Source organism: Nocardioides sp. NPDC101246 (genome assembly GCF_044767415.1).
Classification (GTDB): domain Bacteria; phylum Actinomycetota; class Actinomycetes; order Propionibacteriales; family Nocardioidaceae; genus Nocardioides.
Window position 1 is genome coordinate 35995 of record NZ_JBIWNX010000013.1, and the last position, 21707, is coordinate 57701.

The 21707-nt window shown below is 69.5% G+C and carries 25 protein-coding genes and 1 tRNA gene; 13 read left to right on the forward strand and 13 right to left on the reverse strand.

Annotation, left to right across the window (positions count from 1 at the left end; all coding sequences use genetic code 11):
• Positions 1-8 precede the first annotated feature (8 nt).
• Both ACIRON_RS22410 and pdxY read left to right on the forward strand, forming a co-directional pair.
• On the forward strand, positions 9-614 hold the full coding sequence (locus ACIRON_RS22410) for a rhomboid family intramembrane serine protease (protein ID WP_402995620.1): 606 nt from the start codon (positions 9-11) through the stop codon (positions 612-614).
• Positions 615-637: 23 nt separating this feature from the next.
• A complete protein-coding gene (gene pdxY, locus ACIRON_RS22415) occupies positions 638-1486 on the forward strand; it encodes a pyridoxal kinase PdxY (protein WP_402995622.1) in 849 nt (282 codons plus the stop codon).
• Here the strand turns inward: pdxY and ACIRON_RS22420 are convergent, their stop codons facing one another.
• The 7 genes from ACIRON_RS22420 to nirD form a co-directional block, all read right to left on the reverse strand.
• Positions 1487-1891 carry an HNH endonuclease gene (locus tag ACIRON_RS22420; RefSeq protein ID WP_402995624.1) on the reverse strand — a complete coding sequence of 135 codons (405 nt, stop codon included), beginning with the start codon at positions 1889-1891 and terminating at the stop codon, positions 1487-1489.
• 34 nt (positions 1892-1925) lie between these two features.
• Positions 1926-2001, reverse strand: a tRNA-Thr gene (locus ACIRON_RS22425).
• A gap of 69 nt (positions 2002-2070) precedes the next feature.
• Positions 2071-3588 (reverse strand): metallophosphoesterase, encoded by a 1518-nt coding sequence (locus ACIRON_RS22430; RefSeq protein ID WP_402995626.1) that lies wholly within the window; start codon positions 3586-3588, stop codon positions 2071-2073.
• 50 nt (positions 3589-3638) lie between these two features.
• Complete coding sequence (gene rlmB / locus ACIRON_RS22435; RefSeq protein WP_402995628.1) at positions 3639-4595, reverse strand: 23S rRNA (guanosine(2251)-2'-O)-methyltransferase RlmB; 957 nt, start codon at positions 4593-4595, stop codon at positions 3639-3641.
• The gene (gene cysS, locus ACIRON_RS22440; RefSeq protein ID WP_402995630.1) at positions 4595-6031 is read right to left on the reverse strand and encodes a cysteine--tRNA ligase; all 1437 of its coding nucleotides are present in this window, start codon (positions 6029-6031) and stop codon (positions 4595-4597) included. The genes rlmB and cysS overlap by 1 nt, the downstream gene beginning before the upstream one ends.
• A gap of 116 nt (positions 6032-6147) precedes the next feature.
• On the reverse strand, positions 6148-6627 hold the full coding sequence (gene ispF / locus ACIRON_RS22445; RefSeq protein ID WP_402995632.1) for a 2-C-methyl-D-erythritol 2,4-cyclodiphosphate synthase: 480 nt from the start codon (positions 6625-6627) through the stop codon (positions 6148-6150).
• A 27-nt stretch (positions 6628-6654) separates the two neighbouring features.
• Positions 6655-6993: a nitrite reductase small subunit NirD gene (nirD, locus tag ACIRON_RS22450; RefSeq protein ID WP_402995634.1), complete on the reverse strand. Its 339-nt coding sequence runs from the start codon at positions 6991-6993 to the stop codon at positions 6655-6657.
• Between the two features lie 156 nt (positions 6994-7149).
• Here nirD and ACIRON_RS22455 point away from each other — a divergent pair, with 156 nt between their 5' ends.
• On the forward strand, positions 7150-7842 hold the full coding sequence (locus tag ACIRON_RS22455) for a 2-C-methyl-D-erythritol 4-phosphate cytidylyltransferase (protein ID WP_402995635.1): 693 nt from the start codon (positions 7150-7152) through the stop codon (positions 7840-7842).
• Positions 7843-7859: 17 nt separating this feature from the next.
• Here the strand turns inward: ACIRON_RS22455 and ACIRON_RS22460 are convergent, their stop codons facing one another.
• Positions 7860-8459: a hypothetical protein gene (locus ACIRON_RS22460; protein WP_402995637.1), complete on the reverse strand. Its 600-nt coding sequence runs from the start codon at positions 8457-8459 to the stop codon at positions 7860-7862.
• Between the two features lie 79 nt (positions 8460-8538).
• Positions 8539-9024 carry a CarD family transcriptional regulator gene (locus ACIRON_RS22465; RefSeq protein WP_008360791.1) on the reverse strand — a complete coding sequence of 162 codons (486 nt, stop codon included), beginning with the start codon at positions 9022-9024 and terminating at the stop codon, positions 8539-8541.
• 235 nt (positions 9025-9259) lie between these two features.
• Here ACIRON_RS22465 and ACIRON_RS22470 point away from each other — a divergent pair, with 235 nt between their 5' ends.
• From ACIRON_RS22470 to ACIRON_RS22480, 3 genes are read left to right on the forward strand one after another with little or no spacing between them, the layout of a single operon-like run.
• Entirely contained in the window at positions 9260-10105 is an 846-nt protein-coding gene (locus ACIRON_RS22470; RefSeq protein ID WP_402995639.1) for a UbiA family prenyltransferase, read from the forward strand.
• Between the two features lie 43 nt (positions 10106-10148).
• On the forward strand, positions 10149-10904 hold the full coding sequence (locus tag ACIRON_RS22475; RefSeq protein ID WP_402995641.1) for a hypothetical protein: 756 nt from the start codon (positions 10149-10151) through the stop codon (positions 10902-10904).
• Entirely contained in the window at positions 10904-11644 is a 741-nt protein-coding gene (locus tag ACIRON_RS22480; RefSeq protein ID WP_402995643.1) for a phosphoglyceromutase, read from the forward strand. Before ACIRON_RS22475 ends, ACIRON_RS22480 begins: the two co-directional genes overlap by 1 nt.
• 55 nt (positions 11645-11699) lie before the next feature.
• Here the strand turns inward: ACIRON_RS22480 and phoU are convergent, their stop codons facing one another.
• The gene (gene phoU / locus ACIRON_RS22485; RefSeq protein ID WP_402995644.1) at positions 11700-12350 is read right to left on the reverse strand and encodes a phosphate signaling complex protein PhoU; all 651 of its coding nucleotides are present in this window, start codon (positions 12348-12350) and stop codon (positions 11700-11702) included.
• 121 nt (positions 12351-12471) lie between these two features.
• Between phoU and ACIRON_RS22490 the strand changes: the two genes are divergently transcribed.
• From ACIRON_RS22490 to ACIRON_RS22500, 3 genes are all read left to right on the forward strand, one after another.
• On the forward strand, positions 12472-13629 hold the full coding sequence (locus ACIRON_RS22490; RefSeq protein WP_378729432.1) for a sensor histidine kinase: 1158 nt from the start codon (positions 12472-12474) through the stop codon (positions 13627-13629).
• Positions 13626-14303, forward strand: coding sequence for a response regulator (locus ACIRON_RS22495; RefSeq protein ID WP_378729431.1), 678 nt, complete (start codon positions 13626-13628; stop codon positions 14301-14303). The genes ACIRON_RS22490 and ACIRON_RS22495 overlap by 4 nt, the downstream gene beginning before the upstream one ends.
• 264 nt (positions 14304-14567) lie before the next feature.
• The gene (locus ACIRON_RS22500; protein ID WP_402995647.1) at positions 14568-14843 is read left to right on the forward strand and encodes a hypothetical protein; all 276 of its coding nucleotides are present in this window, start codon (positions 14568-14570) and stop codon (positions 14841-14843) included.
• A 5-nt stretch (positions 14844-14848) separates the two neighbouring features.
• On the opposite strand, the gene ACIRON_RS22505 is transcribed toward ACIRON_RS22500, so the two are convergent.
• Positions 14849-16138, reverse strand: a complete 1290-nt coding sequence (locus ACIRON_RS22505) for an MFS transporter (RefSeq protein ID WP_402995649.1) — start codon at positions 16136-16138, stop codon at positions 14849-14851.
• Positions 16139-16209: 71 nt separating this feature from the next.
• Between ACIRON_RS22505 and ACIRON_RS22510 the strand changes: the two genes are divergently transcribed.
• Together ACIRON_RS22510 and ACIRON_RS22515 are read left to right on the forward strand one after the other, a co-directional pair.
• The gene (locus ACIRON_RS22510) at positions 16210-17193 is read left to right on the forward strand and encodes a GlxA family transcriptional regulator (RefSeq protein WP_402995651.1); all 984 of its coding nucleotides are present in this window, start codon (positions 16210-16212) and stop codon (positions 17191-17193) included.
• A gap of 181 nt (positions 17194-17374) precedes the next feature.
• Positions 17375-18277, forward strand: a complete 903-nt coding sequence (locus tag ACIRON_RS22515) for a DMT family transporter (protein ID WP_402995653.1) — start codon at positions 17375-17377, stop codon at positions 18275-18277.
• Here the strand turns inward: ACIRON_RS22515 and ACIRON_RS22520 are convergent, their stop codons facing one another.
• Entirely contained in the window at positions 18278-18802 is a 525-nt protein-coding gene (locus tag ACIRON_RS22520; protein WP_402995655.1) for a YbjN domain-containing protein, read from the reverse strand.
• Positions 18799-20055 carry a D-inositol-3-phosphate glycosyltransferase gene (gene mshA, locus ACIRON_RS22525; protein WP_402995657.1) on the reverse strand — a complete coding sequence of 419 codons (1257 nt, stop codon included), beginning with the start codon at positions 20053-20055 and terminating at the stop codon, positions 18799-18801. The genes ACIRON_RS22520 and mshA overlap by 4 nt, the downstream gene beginning before the upstream one ends.
• Before the next feature lie 146 nt (positions 20056-20201).
• Here mshA and ACIRON_RS22530 point away from each other — a divergent pair, with 146 nt between their 5' ends.
• Complete coding sequence (locus ACIRON_RS22530) at positions 20202-20945, forward strand: SDR family NAD(P)-dependent oxidoreductase (protein WP_402995659.1); 744 nt, start codon at positions 20202-20204, stop codon at positions 20943-20945.
• Between the two features lie 70 nt (positions 20946-21015).
• Positions 21016-21705, forward strand: coding sequence for an aspartate/glutamate racemase family protein (locus ACIRON_RS22535; protein ID WP_402995661.1), 690 nt, complete (start codon positions 21016-21018; stop codon positions 21703-21705).
• Positions 21706-21707: the final 2 nt, after the last annotated feature.

Here is a 21707-nt window from a genome sequence, read left to right on the forward strand (position 1 = left end):
TTTCAGGCGTGAGCCAGGACTCCCCCACGCGCCCCCAACGCGCCGACTGGATTCGGGCCGGCATGTGGTCGCTCGGCTTCGTCGCGCTGCTGTGGGTGCTCGAGGCCACCGACTACATCAGCGGACACCAGCTCGACTCGCTCGGCATCCAGCCGCGCACCGACGCCGGCCTGCTCGGCATCGTGTTCGCCCCGATGCTCCACTTCGGCTGGGCCCATCTCTACGGCAACACCCTGTTCGCGCTCGTCCTCAGCTTCCTGGTGCTCGCCTCGGGCGTCGGCCGCGGGATCGTCGCGACGCTCATCATCTGGGTGGTCGGAGGAGTCGGCGTCTGGCTGATGTCGCCCCCGGGCAGCATCACCGCCGGCACCTCGATGCTGATCTTCGGCTGGCTCGTCTACCTGATCCTGCGCGGACTGTTCAACCACCGCGTCGGCCAGATCGTCATCGGCGTGCTCATCTTCCTGGTCTGGGGCAGCCTGCTGCTCGGCGTACTCCCCGGGCAGACCGGCGTCTCCTGGCAGGGCCACCTCTTCGGCGCGATCGGCGGCGCGCTGGCCGCCTGGCTGCTCAACGACCCGCCCCGGAAGCAAGCCCGGAAGAAGACTGCCTGAACCAGCTGATGGAGACTGGCTGCATGCAGATCCTCTCCATCCAGTCGCACGTGGCCTTCGGCTACGTCGGCAACTCGGCGGCAGTCTTCCCGATCCAGCGCCTCGGTCACGAGGTCTGGCCCGTGCTCACGGTCAACTTCTCCAACCACACCGGCTACGGCGCGTGGCGTGGACCGGTCGTGGCCGCCGACCAGGTCGCCGAGGTCATCGAGGGGATCTCCGAGCGCGACGGTCTCTCCACCGTCTCCGCGGTCCTGTCCGGCTACCAGGGCGACCCTGCCGTCGGCGCGATCGTCCTGGATTCCGTACGCCGCGTGAAGGCGCTCAACCCGCGAGCCCTCTACTGCTGCGACCCGGTGATGGGCGACGTCGGGCGCGGCATGTTCGTCCGTGAGGGCATCCCGGAGTTCATGCGCGACGAGGTCGTCCCAGCCGCCGACGTGATCACGCCCAACCACTTCGAGCTCAACTTCCTCGCCGGCGTCGAGTCGACCGACACGCTGCAGGAGGTGCTCGCCGCCGTCGACATCGTCCGCCAGTCCGGTCCGTCGAACGTGCTCGTGACCTCGGTGATCACCAAGGACCCCACCCACCTCGACCTGGTCGCCGTCTCCGACGAGGGCGCCTGGTCGGTCACCACTCCCCTGCTCCCGATCTCGCCCAACGGCGGCGGCGACGTCACCGCCGCGGTCTACCTCTCCCACCTGCTCTCGACCGGCTCGACTCCCGCCGCCCTCGGCCGCACCGCCAACACCCTCTTCGCCATCCTCGACCGCACCCTGAAGTCCGGCCGCCGCGAGCTCGAGCTCATCGCCTCCCAGGACGACATCGCCAACCCGCCGACGACGTACGAGGTCACTCAGCTCCGCTGATCAGTAGGACTTGCCGTCGGCGTAACGCTGCCGCCGCCAGGCCCTGCCACTCCCCCGGTTCTTGGCCTTGTACGTCGGCAGCTGGCTGTCGCAGTTCGGACAGACCAGTCGCAGGTTCTCGCGCCTGTTGTTGGTGGCATCTCCATCGATGTGATCGAGCACGAAGAAGAGCTCGAGGCCGTTCCACTCAGACGGGATCGCGCAGACCGCGCAGAGGCCACCCTGCTGCTGGAGCACGTAGTCGCGAATATAGTGACGGCGCTTGCTCTGCGCCTTGCCGATCCCGGTGGAAAGCCACTCTTCCACCATGAGCCTCTGCTTCACCTGCATCTGGCAGGCGTTGCTGCAGTAGATCTTCTGGTGTCGCTGGGTCAGCTCACGACCGCACCCCAAGCATCGGCTCATGGCAATGACTGTATGGCCTACCACCGACATTTCTTGGAGCCGGTGACAGGAGTCGAACCCGCGACATTTCGCTTACAAGGCGAACGCTCTACCAACTGAGCTACACCGGCATGCCGTACGTCTCCGCGACGGCGGGACAATCGTAGCCAGTCCCCGACCGATGTGCGCAGCCGACGCGGCTAGCGAGCCGGATCGAGCGGGACGTACTCGTGGGCGGTGAGGGCGCCGTTGGTCTCCAGCTCGACCGACTGGAGACCGACGGGGAGCCCGTCGGCGTAGGTGATCAGGGTGACCTCGGCGGTGCGGCGGATCTTGCCCATCGCGAAGGCGTACGCGGCGCCACCGGTGGTGCCGTTGGTGTAGGTCCACCCCAGGTCGCCGTTCTCACCGGTCACCTCGCTCGGTCCCAGATGGACGTGGCGATGGCCGCCGACGACGAGGGTCGCGCAACCGCGGCGCAGGGTCTCGCGGCCCAGCGACGGGTCGTGGACGAGGAGGGTCGCGACGGGCTCACCGTCCTCCTTCGAGGCACAGGCGATGTCAGCCAGCTTCTCGCCGGCCTCCTCGAGGGTGACGCCCTTCTCGTCGATCCAGTTGCCGAGGCCGCTGGTACGCGGATCGGGGACGCCCAGGAGCGTCGAGCCACCGGGGCCGTCGACGACCTCGCCGTCGAGCATGGTCCAGCCCTGCTCGGCCAGATAGTCGCCGACCGTCGGGCCGTGGTCGTGGTTGCCGGTGACCGCCCACTTGTCCAGGCCGTCGCTCGCGTCGGTGAGCGAGTCGAGGGAGAAGGTCTCCCACTCGGACCCGGTCGAGGTGTCGTCCCCGGCGTCGAGGATGCCGGTCGCGCCGCCCTCGTCGGCGATCGCACGCACCACCGAGTCCATGCCGACGTTGTCGTGGCGGTCGGAGACGAGTACCGACACGGTCTCGTCCTCGCCGGGCTCGCGCAGCGCCAGGTCCGGCACCTTCGCCACCACCTTCTCGTAGAAGGTCCGGCTCGAGTTGTAGGTGTCGACGGCACTGGCCACGAGCCGGCGGGTCTGGTTGGCGTAGGCGTCGCCACGGACCTCCACATCGGCCAGCTCCTCGGGCACGGGAATATCCGCGCCGAGGAAGTCGGCCAGCGGGGTCCAGTCGCCGGCGACCGGTCCGGCCTCCTTGTCGGCGGCCGGCGCTCCGGGCTCGCCCCAGGGCTGCCAGACCGCGACCGCGAGCACCGCCACCGCGACCACACCGACGCCCGCGGTGGTGAGGCCGCGCCTGGTGCGGGCCGTTTCCGTGACACGTCTGCGCAGGTCAGCACGGCGTTGGGAACCGGGCAGCCGCCACAGCAGGACTCCCCCGGCAACGATCACCAACGAGACGGCAGCACCGCGGAGCACGGCCGCGACGAGCATCGACTCGACCTCCTCCACCACGACCGCGCGCTGGCCGTCGGGGGCCGAGCCGAGGACCGCGTAGCGCTCGAAGAGCTCGTCCATCGACCGCAGCTCGGTCTTCCCGAGGGTGACGTCGACACCGATCGGGCCACCCACGTCCAGCCGTACGTCAGGCAGCACCGGTCCGGTGTGGATGATCGCCTTCCCCGACAGCGTCGGGCGCAGGACCGAGTCGTGGCCGGCCAGAACCACCTGGCGCTCGCTGGACAGGAAGAGCCACGCGCTCAGCGCCACGGCCAGCACGAGCCACAGCACTCCGAGCCCCGCCCAGACGGCGAGGCCCTGAACCAGAGTGCGGCGAGAGATCAGCTGCGCGCCTCCGCGACCGCGTAGAGCACGACCGACGCGGCGACGCCGGCATTGAGGGACTCTACGGAGTTGACCATCGGGATCGACACTATCTGGTCGCAGGTCTCCTGGACCAAGCGGGAGAGCCCACCACCCTCGGCACCGACGACGATCACCAGCGGACCGTCGGCGAGGCCGTCGGGGGCACCCAGCTCGGGCAGCGTGATGTCACCCTCCATGTCGAGCCCGACGACCATGCAACCGGCCTCCTGGTAGGCCTTCAGCTGCCGGGTCAGGTTGACGGTCTGCGCGACCGGGATCCGGGCGGCAGCACCGGCGGAGGTCTTCCAGGCAGCCGCGGTCATGCCCGCGGCACGCCGCTCGGGGATGACCACGCCGTGCGCGCCGAAGGCGGCCGCGGAGCGGACGATCGCACCGAGGTTGCGCGGGTCGGTGACCTGGTCGAGCGCCACGATCAGCGCCTTCTCCCCGGTCTCGGCCGCCCGGTCGATCAGGTCGTCGGCGTGGGCGTACTCGTAGGCGGGGATCCGCGCGGCCAGCCCCTGGTGACCGTTGAAGCCGGTCAGCCGGTCGAGCTCGACCTTGGTCACCTCGAGCAGCGAGATGCCCTTCTCGGAGGCGAGCATGAACGCCTCGCGCAGCCGCCCGTCGCGCTCGGCGCCCTCAGCGACGTAGATCCCGTTGACCGGTACGTCCTCACGCAGCGCCTCGACCACGGAGTTGCGTCCGATGATCCACTCGGCATCGCCGGCGGCCCGCTTGCGCGGACCCTTGCCGGCTCGCTTCTCGGCGGCCTGGGCCGCCTTGTGCGCCTTGTGGTACGGCCGGTCGACCGCCCTCGGCGTCGGGCCCTTGCCCTCCAGACCCTTGCGCCGGTTGCCGCCGGTGCCGACCTGGGCACCCTTCTTGCGTCCCTTCGCGATCGCTCCGCGACGCTGGGAGTTGCCTGCCATCAGTTAACGCTCCATTTCGGACCCTCAGGGGTGTCCTCGATCTCGATCCCGGCGTCCTTGAGCCGGTCTCGCATTGCATCGGCGCGGGCCCAGTCCTTGGCTGCGCGCGCCTCGGCGCGCTCGTCCAGGACCCCGCGGACCAGCACGTCGAGCGCGCCGGTCAGTTTCTCGTCATCACCGCTCGCCGGGCCCCACGCCGGGTCGGCGGGGTCCAGACCGAGGATGTCCAGCATCGCGCGGACGCTCGCGGCGACCCCGCGCAGCGCCGGGCTGTCGCCGTCGGCGAGCAGCTTGTTGCCCTCGCGTACGACCTCGTGCAGCGCGGCGACGGCCGCGGGAGTGCCGAGGTCGTCGTCCATCGCATTGACGAAGTCGGCGCACGCGACACCATCGGAAGGACTGGCCTCCGTCAAGCTGGCCCCGACTACCGACGCCGCCCGCTCCAGGAAGCCTTCGATCCGCTGGAACCCGGCGGCCGCCTCTCCGAGCGCCTCGAAGGAGAACTCGACGTGGGACCGGTAGTGGGCCGCGACCAGGTAGTAGCGCAGCTCGATGCCGCGTACCTTCTTCAGGACCTCCGGGATGACCAGCGAGTTGCCCAGCGACTTCGACATCTTCTCGCCCGAGGTGGTGATCCAGGCGTTGTGGAGCCAGTAGCTCGCGAAGGGGCGGCCGGCAGCGCGCGACTGCGCCTGCTCGTTCTCGTGGTGCGGGAAGCGCAGGTCGAGGCCACCGCCGTGGAAGTCGAAGGCGGGCCCGAGGTACTTCCCGGCCATCGCCGAGCACTCGATGTGCCACCCGGGCCGACCCAGCCCCCACGGCGAGGGCCAGGAGGCGGTCTCCGGCTCGGAGACCTTCCGGCCCTTCCACAAAGCGAAGTCACGCGGGTCGCGCTTGCGCTGTGCAATTTCTTGGGGGGTCGCGTCGGCAGCGGCCTCCATGTCCTCGACCTTCTGCCCCGACAGCTCACCGTAGGAGGGCCAGGAGCGCACGTCGAAGTAGACGTCGGCCGAGCCGTCCTCGGCGGCGTAGGCGTGCCCCTTCGCGATCAGCTCCTCGATCAGCGCGATGATCTCGGGGATGTGACCGGTGGCCAGCGGCTCGTAGGTCGGGCGGGCGACGTTGAGCGAGGCGTAGGCGGCGTCGAGCTCGCGGTGCATCTCGTAGCCGAGGTTGTACCAGGGGCGTCCCTGGTCCGCGGACTTCGCCAGGATCTTGTCGTCGATGTCGGTCACGTTGCGGATGAACGTGGTCTCGTAGCCCGACGCCCGCAGCCACCGCTGCAGCACGTCGAAGTTCACCCCGCTCCGCACATGTCCGACATGCGGCTCGCTCTGCACGGTCAGGCCACAGACATAGAGCGACGCCTTGCCGGGCTGCAAGGGGGTGAAGTCACGTACTTCACGGGTCGCCGAGTCGTAGAGCCGAAGTGCCATACCCCAAGTCTAGGGACGTACGCGGGTTCCCTACCTATCGCGACGCACGATGAGCGAGCGCCAGCGAGCGAACAAACGGCATTTCATCGGGCCATGTCGGTATCCTCGCGCTTGCGCTACCGACGTGGCGCGATGAGCGCGGTTGCGATCGCGGCGACACCTTCGCCGCGGCCGGTGAGCCCGAGACCGTCGGTGGTCGTGGCGGTCACGGCGACCGGCGCGCCGGCCGCCGCCGAGAGCGCCTCGTTGGCCTCGTCCCGCCGCGGACCGATCTTGGGCCGGTTGCCGATCACCTGGACCGCGACGTTGCCGATCTCGAAACCGGCCTCCCGGACCCGGCGCGCGGCCTCGGCGAGCAGGACGACTCCGGCGGCCCCGGCCCACTCGGGCTCGGAGGTGCCGAAGTTGGACCCCAGGTCACCGAGTCCTGCGGCGGAGAAGAGCGCGTCGCAGCAGGCGTGGGCTGCGACGTCGCCGTCGGAGTGCCCGGCCAAGCCCTGCTTCTCGTCAGGGAAGGCCAGACCGGCCACATGCATCGGGACACCGTCGGCCAGGCTGTGTACGTCGGTCCCGATGCCGACCAGAGGAAGCTGCACGCTCCGCAGTCTCCCAGACGGCCCGTCTCAGGCTACCTTCCGGTGCCCGACGTGGATGAGCCCGTCGACGACCCGGACCTCGTAGGCGGGGATGGTCACGTGCGGGTCGTCCAGGCACTGTCCCGTACGCAGGTCGAACCCGTGCCGGTGAGCCGGCGAGGCCACGAACGGCACTCCGTCGCGCACCCCGACGATGCCCTTGGCGATCACCGACGCCTTGGCGAACGGGTCGTGGTTCCCCAGGGCGTAGACGACGTCGTCGGGCATCCGGAAGATGGCGATGGCCTGCCCGTGGACCAGCGCCGTGGCACCGCGCTTGACCTCGAGCGCGTCGACGGGGCAGACGGACTGCCAATCCTCCTGCATACGCTCACTCATGACGTCGTCGGCCCGAGCCGCTTCGTCGACATTCGTCGGGTCCTTCCGTCGGTGGATTTTGAACGCTATGGGGCGTGGTGGTCACCTCCTGTTTCGGTTTGTTACGGGTGCGTAAACACCCCACCGAACCGCTAACCTCCAGGGGTGCCCGCCGCTCTCGTCCTCCTGGCCGCCGGATCCGGCACCCGCGTCGGAGCCGCCACCAACAAGGTGCTGCTCCCGCTCGACGGGTCCGAAGATCCGGCCTCCTCAGCCCTCGGCCTCTCGCTCCGGACCGCCCTGGAGGTGCCCGACGTGCGCCGCCTCGTCCTGGTCGTACGCAGCGGCGACGAGGAGGCGGTCGCGGCCGTCGCCCAGCCGCTGCTCGGCGACCGCGAGGTCGTGATGGTGGCCGGCGGCGACACCCGCCATGCCTCCGAGCAGGCCGCGCTCGCCGTGCTCCGGGCCGACATCGAGGCCGGCGAGATCGACGTGGTCGCGATCCACGACACCGCCAGGCCGCTGGCCGCACCCGAGCTCTTCCTCGCGGTCATCGCCGTCGCCGGCGAGCACGGTGGCGCCATCCCCGCCGCGCCGCTCACCCACCTCTCGACACGGGACCTGCAGCCGGTGGCCGGTGCTCTCGTCGGCGTACAGACCCCGCAGGCGTTCCGGGCCTCCGACCTGCTGGCCGCCTACGCCCAGGCCGCGGCGGACGGCTTCGACGGCACCGACACCGGCGCGACGCTGGAGCGTTATGCGTCCGGGGTACGCATCGTCGCCGTGCCCAGCTCTCCGCTGAACCTCAAGGTGACCTTCGCCGACGATCTGCAGGCGACCGCGGCGCTACTCAGCTGACGGGCTCGGCTGACGGCTCACCTGCGCGAGAGCGCCTCGAGCAGGCGTACGTCATCCTCGGACGCGACCCGGCGACCGACCGGTGGGGCCTCGACCGAGACGACCGGGAACCGGCGGGCCAGGGAGGCCGCGATGTCGGCGAAGTCTCCGGCCGGCCACTCGTCCAGGGCGGCGACGACGGCCGGGGGCAGCACGATCGGCGAGGTGACCGAGACGAGCGCTGAGCGGTCGACGGTCTCACCGAGGACCGGCACCCCGTCCTCGATGGCGAGCTTCTTGACCGTGTCCGTCACCGGGCGTACGCCGACCACGACCGCCTCGCGCGCGAGCGCGGTCGAGACACAGTGGGCGATGAAGGCCGGCGGGGTCATCGGGCACAGCGAGTCGTGCAGGACCAGCGGCTCCTCGGCAGCGACCATCCCTTCCCACGAGGTGGTGAAGTCGACGGGGGTCACGCCGGACTCCCCGAGGGACCAGGTCGCCGCAGCGACCAGCGCCTCACCGTGGATCAGCACGAACGGCAGCGAGCCTCGGCCGTCATCGGCGACGATCCCGAGAGCCGGCGGGACCTCGACGGTCTCGTCGATCTCGTCGTAGTCGGCGTAGGGGTCCTCCATGGGAGTCACCGTATCCGCAATAAAACGCGAAACAGGCCCCGGGTTTCCCCGGAGCCTGTAACGCAGACCGAAACCAGCCTCAGCTGGCCAGCACCTCATCGAGGAGGACTTCAGCCTTGTCTTCGTTGGTGTGCTCGCACAGCGCGAGCTCCGAGACGAGGATCTGGCGTGCCTTGGCGAGCATGCGCTTCTCCCCGGCGGAGAGGCCACGGTCACGCTCACGACGCCACAGGTCACGCACGACCTCGGCGACCTTCATGACATCGCCGCTGTGCAGCTTCTCCAGGTTTGCCTTGTAACGACGCGACCAGTTGGTCGGCTCTTCGACGTGCTCCGCACGAAGCACCTCGAAGACTCGATCAAGCCCGTCCTTGTCTACGACGTCTCGAACTCCGACGAGCTCGAGGTTGTTGGCCGGAACACGAACCACGAGGTCCTGCTGAGCGATGATGCGGAGGACCAGATACTGCCGCTCCTCGCCCTTGATGGTGCGCATCTCGATGTCTTCGATGACGGCCGCGCCATGGTTCGGGTATACGACGGTCTCGCCGACGGTGAAAGTCATATTTTTAGGTACCCCTTCCTAGGTCCATAAGTCTACCACGGATCTTAGAATTCGGATTCCGTGTTTGCGCAGGTCAGGGGCTCAATCTGGGGTTGACAGATTGACAACTTGTGTGGTTCCGCGCGCGCAGGCCCGTCGGGCGTGGCAGCATGGCTGATTTCGAAACGACGCCGAAATCTCGCCGTAGCCAGCCTGTTGTCCTGCGCGGCTCGGCCGAGTGCCCGATACTGCCGCCATGGCGAATGCATCGCAGAGCGCCCCCAAGACCATCTTCACCGTGTCGTCGCACGCCCAGGATCAGGACCCGGAACAGACGCAGGCCAGCGCGTCGGCCGTTCCTGATGCCCCGGCAGGCAGAGCAAGCGTCATGGACAAGATCGGCAACTGGGCCCCGTTCCTCCTCATCCGCTCCGCCCACCCCCGTCAGGCGGTGCTGACGGCCATCGGCCTGTCGGTGGCGGCCGTCCTCGCCGGGATGACGACACGCGAGGTGACGCTGATCGCGGTGACCGTGCTCGTCGGCCAGGCCGTGCTCGGCTGGCACAACGACCTCGTCGACCAGGTCGTCGACCGTCGTCACGAGCGCGAGGGCAAACCGATCTCCGACGGCCGGCTCGAACCGGGCGGTGTCTGGTTCGCGCTGTGCTGCGGCGTACTCCTCGTCATTCCGCTCTCGGTCACCTCAGGCACCGTCGCGGGGCTGTTCTACCTCGGCTCGCTGGTGCTCGGGATGCTCGCCAACGTACTGCTGCGCAAGGGCCTCTTCTCCTGGGTCCTGTGGGCGGCCGCCTTCGCCTGCTACCCCGGATACCTCTCGTACGCAGGCTGGGCCGGTGAGTTCTCGGGCGGACCGCCCCACTGGGTGATGGTCGCGCTCGCCGCGGCGCTCGGCGTGGGTGTGCACTTCCTGACCGCGCTGTGGGGCCTGGTCGCCGACAACCAGGACAAGTGGACGTACCTGCCGCTCAGGGCGGGACTGAAGCTCGGCGCCGGCAAGCTGCTCCTCGTCACGCTGGTCTACATCGCCGCAGTGATCGGCGGGATGCTGTACGCCGCGAGCGCCGTCGGACTACGTGCCTGACCCTTTTCCGAGATTGCAGGATCGGGCGGATAGAGTGTCGCGCGTGACGACCAAGGTTATGCAGAAGCGGCTCGCAGTGACGGGCGCACTCGTGGCTCTCGCCCTCCCGGCGCTCACCGCCTGCAGCAGCTTCGACTACGCGACCGACCGGCCCAACGAGATCACCCACGGTGGCTCGACGCTCGACGGTGCCATCCGGATCAACGCCGCTCGCATCGTGACCGCGCAGGAAGGCTCCGGCGTCCTGGTCGGCACCTTCTCGCTCGACCCGGCGATCAACCCGGCGGTCGCCGGCAAGGCGTTGCCGTCGGTCACCTCCATCGCCACGGGGTCCGAGGCCGAGGAGACGGTCACGCCCGAGTCGTTCACCCCGATCGAGCTGCCGAAGTCCGGCATCATCAACCTGGCCGACCCGACCGTCGGTGGCATCGCGGTCACCGGCGACTTCAAGCCGGGCGACAGCATCCCGATGACCTTCACCTTCTCCGACGGTGAGGAGCGGACCATCAACGTCCCGGTCGTCACCCAGTGTGGTCCGTACTCCGACGTCGTCGCCGCGGCCGCCGACGAGACCACGAAGCCCGCGAAGAAGGGCAAGAACGCCGATGACCAGGCGTCCGAGGACGCCGCCGGCGAGAGCGCTGCCGAGGGCACCGAGGAGGCGTCGACCCTGCCGGCCGACGAGTCCGCCGAAGGCGAGCACGCCACCGAGGGCGAGGCGCACGGCACCAGCTCCGAGGACCCCTACTCGTGCGAGTTCCCCCCGGCCGCCCTGCCCGGCGCCGAGGAAGGTCACTGATGACCTACAAGCTCGTCCTCCTGCGTCACGGCGAGAGCGAGTGGAACGCGCTCAACCTGTCGACCGGCTGGGTCGACGTCGACCTCACCGACAAGGGCCGGGCCGAGGCCGTCAACGGCGGGAAGCTGCTGACCGAGGCCGGGATCCTTCCCGACCTGGTCCACACGAGCCTGCTGCGCCGCGCGATCAACACCGCCAACATCGCCCTCGACGCCGCCGATCGCCACTGGATCCCGGTGCGCCGCGACTGGCGCCTCAACGAGCGTCACTACGGTGCGCTCCAGGGCAGGAACAAGTCCGAGACGCTGAAGAAGTTCGGCGAGGAGCAGTTCCAGCTGTGGCGTCGTTCCTATGACGTACCGCCGCCGCCGATCGAGGCCGACTCCGAGTACTCCCAGGCCGGTGACCCGCGCTACGCCGACATCGACGTGCCCGCCACCGAGTGCCTCAAGGACGTCGTCGCCCGGATGATCCCCTACTGGGAGTCGGCGATCGTGCCCGACCTCGAGTCCGGCAAGACCGTCCTGGTCACCGCCCACGGCAACAGCCTGCGCGCGCTGGTCAAGCACCTCGACAACATCTCCGACACCGAGATCGCCAAGCTCAACATCCCCACGGCCCAGCCGCTGGTCTACGAGCTCGACGAGTCGCTCAAGCCGGTCGTCGCCGGCGGCACCTACCTCGACCCCGAGGCCGCGGCCGCCGCCGCTGAGGCAGTCGCCAACCAGGGCAAGCAGTAGCAACGACCACTCCGGCTCGGCTCGTCATGACGAGCCGAGCCGGAGTGATTTCGGGTCAGGAGTCGGCGGGGGTCTCGCCGGTCACGACGAAGACGACCCGGTTGGCCACGGTGACGGCGTGGTCGGCGATGCGCTCGTAGTAACGGCCCAGGAGGGCCACGTCGACCGCGGGCTCGACGCCGTGGGTCCAGTCCTGGCCCAGCAGCTCGGCGAACGACTTGCGCCGCAGCTGGTCCATCTCGTCGTCGTCGGCGACCAGGTCCTGAGCGGCGGAGACATCTCGCGTGCGGAGGATCTCGCAGGTGCGCTCGACCATCTGCTGGGCGATCTCGGCCATCTTGGCGATGGTCGGCTGGGCCAGCTCGGGGACGGCCTTGTTCGGCGTACGCAGCCTGGCGATCTTGGCGACGTGGACGGAGAGGTCACCCATCCGCTCGAGGTCGGAGATCATCCGCAGCGCGGCGACGACGACGCGGAGATCGCCGGCGACCGGCGACTGGAGACCGAGCAGCTCGAGGGCGTTCTCCTCGATGCGCTCGCGGGCGTCGTCGATCTCGACATCCTTGTCGATCACCTGCTCGGCGAGGTCGTTGCGAGCCTCGAGGAGAGCGGTGGTGGCGTCGCGTACGGCCACCGACACCAGCTCACAGACGTTGGTGAGATCGGTGAAGATGGCATCGAGGTCCTCATGGAAAGCAGCGCGCATGAGCCCGATCCTAGACACCCGAGATGTACTGATCTCCATCCCGAGTGAACCGACGGTGAACGTTCGGCGCGGAGACGTCCAGAGGCGAAGTTTGGGTGTTTGATGGGCTTACCCTGATCGTGTGGACTCGACGACGCAGGCCTTTCTTGCTGCGCTCCTCGGCGCTGTCGTCGCCGGAGCGGCGGTGCTTGCGTGGGCGATGAGCGAACGTTCCCGCCGCCGGATCCCGGAGGTCGAGCCCCCGAAGGTTCCCTCCGAGGTGGCCGCGGTCCTCTCGGTCCTGCGCAGCAGCGCGGTCGTCGTCGACGAGCACGACACCGTGCTCAAGGCCAGCGCACCGGCGTACGCCCTGGGCCTGGTGCGCGGCACCTCGCTGGTCTCCCCTGAGCTCTCCGAACTCGTCCACGGTGTGCGCCGTGACGGCCAGATCCGGGAGACCGAGCTGGTCATCTCGCGCGCCAACGGGGCCTCGCGGCACGTCACCGCCCGCGTCGCTCCGCTCGGCACGCGCCTGGCCCTCGCGCTGGTCGAGGATCGCACCCGCGAGCGCCGCGTGGAGGCCGTACGCCGCGACTTCGTCGCCAACGTCAGCCATGAGCTCAAGACACCGGTCGGCGCGATCAGGGTGCTCGCCGACGCGGTCACCGAGGCCTCCGACGACCCCGAGGCCGTACGCCGCTTCTCGCACCGGATGATCACCGAGTCCGAGCGCCTGACCGAGCTCGTCCAGCAGATCATCGAGCTGTCCCGGCTGCAGGGTGACGAGCCTCTGGAGGCACCGGTCGCGGTCGACGTCGACAAGGTCATCGCGGCCGCGGTCGACAGCTCGACCGTCGACGCCAGCGCCAAGGGGATCAACGTGGTCAGCGCCGGCACCGCCGGGCTGCACGTCTTCGGCAACGACGAGCAGGTCTCGACCGCGGTCACCAACCTGGTCTCCAACGCGGTCGCCTACTCCGACCCCGGCTCGACCGTGACCGTCTCGACCCGCGCGACCGACGGCTCCGTCGAGATCTCGGTGGTCGACCAGGGCATCGGCATCCCGTCCACGGAGATCGACCGGATCTTCGAGCGCTTCTACCGCGTCGACCCGGCCCGCCACCGATCCACCGGTGGCACCGGGCTCGGCCTCTCAATCGTCAAACACGTCGCCGCCACACATGGTGGCGAGGTCAAGGTCTGGTCGCAGGAGGGTCAGGGTTCCACCTTCACCCTCACCCTGCCCCAGCACCTACCAACTGCCGGGCAGTCCGGCACAAGCAAGGAGGAACGCCCGTGACCCGGGTACTCGTCGTCGAAGATGAAGCCAGCTACAGCGAGGCGCTGTCCTACGTGCTCCGCAAGGAGGGCTTCGAGGTCGCCGTCGCCGAGGACGGCACCGACGCCCTGAAGGAGTTCGACCGCAACGGGGCAGACATCGTGCTGCTCGACCTGATGCTTCCCGGTCTCTCCGGCACCGAGGTGTGCCGGCAGATCCGGGCCACCTCGTCGGTCCCGGTCATCATGGTGACCGCGAAGGACGACGAGGTCGACAAGGTCGTCGGCCTCGAGCTCGGCGCCGACGACTACGTCACCAAGCCCTACTCCCCGCGCGAGCTCGTCGCCCGGATCCGCGCCGTCCTGCGGCGAGGCACCGAGCCCGACGCGGCCCCCGCGACGCTCGAGGCCGGCCCCGTCCGGATGGACGTGGAGCGCCACGTCGTGACCGTCGACGGATCCGAGCAGCGCCTGCCGCTCAAGGAGTTCGAGCTCCTGGAGATGTTCCTGCGCAACCCCGGCCGCGTCCTCACCCGCGGCCAGCTCATCGACCGCGTCTGGGGCTCCGACTACGTCGGCGACACCAAGACCCTCGACGTCCACGTCAAGCGCCTGCGCGCCAAGCTCGAGCCGGACCCGTCCGAGCCGAAGTTCCTGGTGACGGTCCGCGGCCTGGGCTACAAGCTCGACCTGTAGAAGTCGTTCCCGACGTGGGAGTCGTGAGGTCACAGGCTGACCTCACGACTCCCACGATCTGTGTACGCGGGTGCGGTTGAGTGTCAGAACTCATGTGCGGCACCGTGGTGTGCCTGCAGGATTCGGGTGTGACCCTCTCCCCCACCCGACGGCCCCCGATCCCGGTGATCGCGATCGTTCTGCTCGCGGCGCTCGCCTGGCTCGTCGGGTTCCTGCCCCTGCTTCGCCGGAGCGGGGTCCTGCGGACCACCTCCGGCCGAGAACGTGATCACCTACCGGGTCGTGCTCGTCCTGATGGCGTTGTCGTCGGCGGGAGCCCTCGTGCTGGCAGTCCGGCGACGCTCGGCGGCCGGGGTGATCTCACACCTGGTCGTTGCTTTCGTCGTCGCTCTGAGCGCAGTTCTGTTCGCGGTGCCCGCGATCGACTGGCAGCGGCCCGCCCCTGAGGGGGCCGATCCTGAGCGGGTCGATCCCGAGCCGTCCCCCGGCGCACATGTCTGCTACTCCGGCGGCGACAGCGACGAGTGCGCCGGCGGGTGAGTCCGCTACGGCTGGGCCACGGGCGCTCTCGGCACCACCAGCGACATCAGCGCGGCGGCAGCACACAGGGCGCCGGCTGCGTACCAGACCAGGTCGTAGGAGCCGGTGGTGTCGCGTACGACGCCGCCGACCCAGGCGACCAGGCCGGCGCCGACCTGGTGGGAGGCGAGGACCCAGCCAAAGACGATCGGGGCATCCTCGGGCCAGACCTCACGGCACAGGGCGAGCGTCGGGGGCACGGTGGCGACCCAGTCGAGGCCGTAGAAGACGATGAAGAACACCATCGGCGGGTGCACCTCGGACGAGAGCAGCATCGGCAGGAAGATCAGCGAGATCCCGCGCAGCGAGTAGTAGACGCCGAGCAGCACGACCGGGTTGAAGCGGTCGGTGAGCCAGCCGGAGAAGATCGTTCCGGCGACGTCGAAGATCCCGATCACGGCGAGCAGCGAGGCGGCCGTGACCGTGGCCATCCCGTGGTCGTGCGCAGCGGGCACGAAGTGGGTCCTGATCAGGCCGTTCGTGGTGATCCCGCAGATCGCGAAGGCGCCGGCGAGGAGCCAGAAGGCCTTGGTACGCATCGCCATCCCGAGCACCCGCACGGTCCGCAGCGCGGCGCCGGTCGCGGGTGCGGGCCGCGGCACGATCTGCGAGGCGCCGTAGGGCGCCAGGCCGATGTCCGCCGGGTAGTCGCGGAGAAGCAGGAGCACGAACGGGATCACCGCGGCGGCGACCAGGGCGATGGTGACCGAGGCCGCCCGCCAGCCGAACTCCCCGATGAGCACCGCCAGCACCGGCAGGAAGATCAGCTGTCCCGAGGCGCCACCGGCGGTCAGCAGGCCGCTGACCAGGCCCTGCCGCTTGACGAACCAGCGGGTGGTGATCGTCGCACCGAAGGCGAGCGCCATGCAGCCGCTGCCACCGCCGACCAGGACGCCCCAGCCGAGCACGAACTGCCACGAGTCGCTCATCCAGACGGTCCCGAGGGAGCCGAGGGTGATCATCGTGAGCGCGACGGCGACCACCGGGCGGATCCCGAAGCGGTCCATCAGGGCAGCGGCGAACGGGGCGGTCAGGCCGTAGAGCGCGAGCTGCAGCGTGATGCCGACACCGATCGTGCCGCGCGACCAGCCGAACTCGTCGTGCAGCGGACCGACCAGGAGACCCGGTGCCGCGGTGAAGGCCGCGGCACCGACGATGGTCACGAACGCGATGGCGGCCACCCACCAGGCCGGGTGGATGCGGGGGCGGCGCGCGGAGGTGCGGCCGACAGGCGGCGGGGTCGTCGTCTGGGACATGGGGATGATCCTTTCGCGTGCGCACCCCACTGGACAGTGGCCTGATTGACATCTATCGGTAAGATCCAGCCATGGGCGACGTTGGGGTGACTTCTCCGCACCGGGTCGCGGTGCTGATCCAGGACGGGTTCATCCCGTTCGAGATCGGCATCCCGCACCGGATCTTCGGCAAGGCACGCGACAGCGAGGACCGGCTGCTCTACGAGGTCGTCACCTGCACCACCGGCGGTCCGGGACCGGTGCAGTCGGACTCGGACGTCGTCGTGCTCGCGCCGCACGGGCCCGAGGCGCTCGCGGACGCGGACACCGTGGTGATCCCGAAGTTCGGGGCGTACGACGAAACCGTGTCGGACGGCGTACTGACGGCGCCGTTGAAGGAGGCGCTCGACATGATCCGCCCCGGCACCCGGATCATGTCGATCTGCACCGGCGCCTTCGCGCTCGCCGCGGCAGGCCTTCTCGACGGCCGACCGGCGACCACCCACTGGGCGCACACCGACCACTTCCGGACCCTGTTTCCGCAGGTCAGGCTGGACCCTGACGTACTCTTCGTCGACGACGGCGACATCCTCACCTCCGCCGGCGTGGCCTCCGGAATCGACCTCTGCCTGCATGTCGTACGCCGCGACCACGGCGCCGCGGTCGCCAACCGCGTCGCCCGCGTGACGGTCGTACCTCCCCACCGCGACGGCGGGCAGGCGCAGTTCATCCGGCACCACGCACCCGCCCCCGGCGACACCGGCATCTCGGCCGCGACCGCCTGGGCCCTCGCCCATCTCGACCGACCCCTCACCCTGGAGGCGATGGCCTCCCAGGTCTCGATGTCCGTACGCACCTTCACCCGCCGATTCCGCGACGAGACCGGCGACTCCCCCGGCCGCTGGCTGCAGCGCCAGCGCATCGAGCTCGCCCGCACCCTCCTCGAGACCACCGACCTGAGCATGGAGCAGGTAGCCACCCGCTGCGGCCTCAACACCGCCCAGTCCCTCCGCCTCCACTTCCACGCCGCCCTCGGCATCACCCCCACCGCGTACCGCCGCACCTTCCGCGGCTGACCACCCCCGCCGAGGCGTCACTCCGGTCGGCCGAGATGGCACCAACGCGACCTCTCGGCCGACGCAAGCGACGCCTCGGCCGACGCGAGTGACGCCTCGGCGGGGGTGGGATGGCGGGATGTCGGACATGGTTGGCCGATATCCGCTCGCCCCGAGACGCACGGGTCCTTAGCCTTTTACTGTGACGACGACGATCGACCCGGCCCCCTCCACGACCACACCGCTCTGGAAGCCGCTGGTGGCTTGCGGGATCACGCTGGTGCTGTGGGCATCGGCGTTCGTGGGGATCCGTCATCTGGGTGACACCGTTCCTCCGGGAAGCCTGTCGCTGGGCCGACTCGTGGTGATGGTGGCGGCGCTCGGCGCCTACCTCGCGCTGAAGGGCGGGTTCCGGCTGCCGACCAGGCGCGAGTGGCCGCTGATCGCGCTGGGTGGTGCTTCGTGGCTGGGGATCTACAACCTCGCGCTCAACGAGTCGGAGCGACGCATCGATGCCGCCACCGCGGCACTGATCGTGCAGGTCGGGCCGATCGTGGTGGCACTGCTGGCCGGCCTCGTGCTCAAGGAGACGATCCATCGGTGGATCCTGATCGGCACCGGTGTCGGCTTCGCCGGGGTCGTCGTCATCGGCCGCGCCTCGGCCAACGGTGACACCGGCGACTGGATCGGCGTCGCCCTCTCGGTCGTCGCGGCGCTCACCTTCGCGGTCGGCGTCCTCACCCAGAAGAAGCTGCTGCCGACGATGGGCGCGCTGCTGCTGACGTTCTGGTACGCCGTCGCCGGCCTCGTCATCTGCCTGCCGTGGTCGTTCGAGCTCGCCACCACGATCCCCGACATCAGCGTCGGCAACATCGGCTGGATCGTCTACCTCGGCCTCTTCCCGAGCGCCCTGGCCTTCGTGACCTGGGCTTACGCCCTCTCCCACTCCGATGCCGGCAAGTTCGCGCAGTCGACGTTCCTGGTGCCGTTCATCACCGCGCTGATGGCGTGGCTGGTGCTCGACGAGGTGCCGCCGGCGCTCGCCTTCGTCGGTGGCGCGATGTGCATCGCGGGTGTGCTGATCACCCGCCGCCAGCCGCGCTGATCAGTCGCGCTGGTCAGTCGCCTCGAGCCAGCCCCGGAAGGCCTCGAGGTTGGCGGTGGACTCCCCACGCAGCTTGCGCCACTCCCACTCCTTGCGGATCGAGGAGGCGAAGCCGAGCTCGAGGATGGTGTTGAACGACTCGTCCGCGTACGTCAGGACCGAGCCGAGCAGCCGGTCGAGCTCGTCGGGGTCGACCATGGCCAGCGGCAGCCGACCGTCGAGGTAGATGTCGCCGAGCCGGTCCAAGCCGAACGCGACCCCGTAGAGCCGCAGGTTGCGCTCGAGCAGCCAGCGGTAGACGGTCTCGAAGTTCTCGTCGGGCCGGCGGCACACGAAGGCGTGCACGCCCAACGCGTGCTGTCCCAGGTCGATCCGGACCGGTGTCTGCAGCTTGCGCTCGCCCGGGAGCGAGAACGAGAAGGTCAGGTCGCCCGACGGCAGCGACGTCTCGTCCCAGGTCAGGTCGTTGGACTTCAGCCAGCCGCGTACGACCTCTTCCAGGTCCGATCGCGAACCATCCGTCATGCCGTCAGCTCCTCACGCATCAGCATCTTGGCCTCTTCATAGACCTCGAGCGTATTGCGTGCGGTGAGATCCCAGGAGAAATCCTGGGCGTGTTCGCGGGCGCCGTCGGCCAGCGCCGACCAGCGCGAGTGGGACGAGACGGCGTTGGTGAGCGCGTCGGCCCACTGCGCCGGGTCGTGCCCATCGACCAGGAGACCGCTGCGGCCGTGGCGCACCGCGGTGGTCAGACCGCCGACCGCGGCCGCGACGACGGGCGTGCCGCAGGCCTGGGCCTCGACGGCGACCAGACCGAACGACTCGTTGTAGGAGGGGACGGCGACGACGGAGGCGGCCGAGTACCAGAGCGCGAGCTCGTCCTGGCGCACCGGCGGGACGAACCGGACCACGTCGGATATCCCCAGCTCAGCGGCCAGGTCGGCCAGCCCGGTCGGGTGCTCGAGACCGGAGCCGGAGGGTCCCCCGACGACCGGCACCACCAGCGACCGGCGCAGCGACGGGTCGCGGGCGAGCATGACCGCGGCCGCCCGCAACAACACGTCCGGAGCCTTGAGCGGCTGGATGCGACCGGCGAAGAGGAGCACGTGAGCCTGGGCCGGGAGCCCGAGCGCGGCACGCGCCTCGGCCCGCCCGCGCGGACGGAAGACGCGCAGGTCGACCCCGGGGTGCACGACGGCGACACGACCCGGCTCGGCGTCGTACATGTTGATCAGCTGCTTGGCCTCGAGGTCGGTGTTGGCGATCAGCATGTCGGACGCCTCGACGACCTGCTCCTCCCCGATCACGCGGGCCTCCGGCTCGGGGTTGTCGCCCTCGGCCAGCGCCTCGTTCTTGACCTTGGCCATGGTGTGCATCGAGTGCACCAGCGGCACGCCCCAGCGGTCACGGGAGAGGGCACCGACCTGGCCGGAGAGCCAGTAGTGGGAGTGCACGGCGTCGAAGTAGCCCGGCGGGTTGGACGCCTCCGCGCGGAGCACCTCACGCGCGAACGTGCACAGCTGTCCGGGAAGGTCACTCTTGGCCAGCCCCTCGAACGGACCGGCATGGACGTGGTGGACCGCCACCCCGTCGTACGCCTCCACGACCTGCGGCAGGCGCGAGGAGGTCGCGCGCGTGAAGATGTCGACCGCGATGCCCTGGGTGGCCAGCCGCCGGGAGAGCTCGAGCACGTAGACGTTCATGCCGCCGGCGTCACCGGTGCCGGGCTGGTCGAGCGGAGAGGTGTGCAGACTGACCATCGCTACGCGGTGGATCATTCCTGCCCCTTTGTGTGTACGCCTGTGGTCCCGTCTCTCAACACGCGGACCTCGTCCATCATTCCCGGCTGCGCGAACCCGCGTGAAACGTCTTCGATCGTGGGACCCGGTGGGCAAAGTCGAGCGGGCGACGAGAGAATGGCCCCATGTCGTCCAAGAATGCTGTCGTCACCGGCGCCTCGAGCGGGATCGGCGCCGCCACCGCCCGCCAGCTCGCCAAGGAGGGCTACCACGTCTTCCTCGCCGCTCGCCGCGCCGACCGGATCGAGGCGCTGGCCGAGGAGATCGGCGGCACCGCGATCGCGACCGACGTCACCTCCGACGACTCCGTCGCGGCGCTCGTCGAGGCGGTCGGGGACCGTCTCGACCTGCTGGTCAACAACGCCGGCGGCGCCTTCGGCGTGGACCAGGTGGCCGAGGCCGACCTGGCCAAGTGGCAGGCGATGTTCGAGGTCAACGTGATCGGTCTGACCCGGGTGACCAAGGCGCTGCTCCCTGCGCTGGTCGCGTCGGGGGCGGGCGCGGTGATCAACGTCGGCTCGATCGCCGGCCGGCGCGCCTACGAGGGCGGCGCGGGCTACAACGCGGCCAAGTTCGGCACCCGTGCGGTCACCGAGGCGCTGCGTCTGGAGATCGTCGACAAGCCGGTGCGGATCATGGAGATCGCCCCGGGCATGGTCCAGACCGAGGAGTTCTCGCTCGTACGTCTCGGTGGCGACCAGGCGGCGGCCGACAAGGTCTACCAGGGTGTCGCGGACCCGCTGGTCGCCGAGGACATCGCGGACGCGATCGTGTGGATGGCCACCCGCCCGGCTCACGTCAACATCGACGAGCTGGTGATCAAGCCGCGCGCCCAGGCCGCCCCGCACAAGGTGCACCGCGAGGGCTGACCGACGTCTGCGCTGGTCAGGGGCGCCGAGGATTCCGTACGCAGCCTCCGACGGTGTCACACTCGATGACGTGCAGACGATCGGACTCATCGGCGGCATGAGCTGGGAAAGCACCGCCGCTTACTACGAGGGACTCAACAAGGGTGTCCAGGAGCGGCTCGGCGGTCTCCACTCCGCCAAGATCGTGCTGGCCTCCGTCGACCTGGCCGAGCTGACGGCCCTTCAGGAGAAGGAGTCCTGGGACCAGGTCGCCGAGATCCTGACCGCCGCGGCCCGCAGCGTGGTGGCCGGCGGCGCCGACTTCATCCTGCTGTGCACCACCACCTTCCACAAGGTCTACGACGAGGTGGCGGCCGCTGTCGACGTACCCGTGCTGCACCTGGCCGACGAGCTCGCCGCGAAGGCCAAGGAGCTCGGCATCACCAAGGCCGGGTTCCTCGCCTCCCGCTACACCGTGGAGAACGACTTCTTCGCCCAGCGCATCTCCGACCACGGCGTCGACGTGAACCTGCCCGACACCCTCCACGTGGAGATGCTCGACTCGATCATCTACGAGGAGCTCATCCACCGAAACGTCGTCGCGGGCTCCCGCAAGCGGGTCCTCGAGGTCGTCCACGAGCTGTGGGACGCGGGCTCCGACGGCGTGATCCTCGGCGCCTCCGAGCTCAGCCTCCTGGTGCGGCCCAGCGATGTCGACGTACCCATCCTCGACGCGATCACCGTGCACGTCGAGGCCGCGCTCGACCGCGCCATTCCCTAACG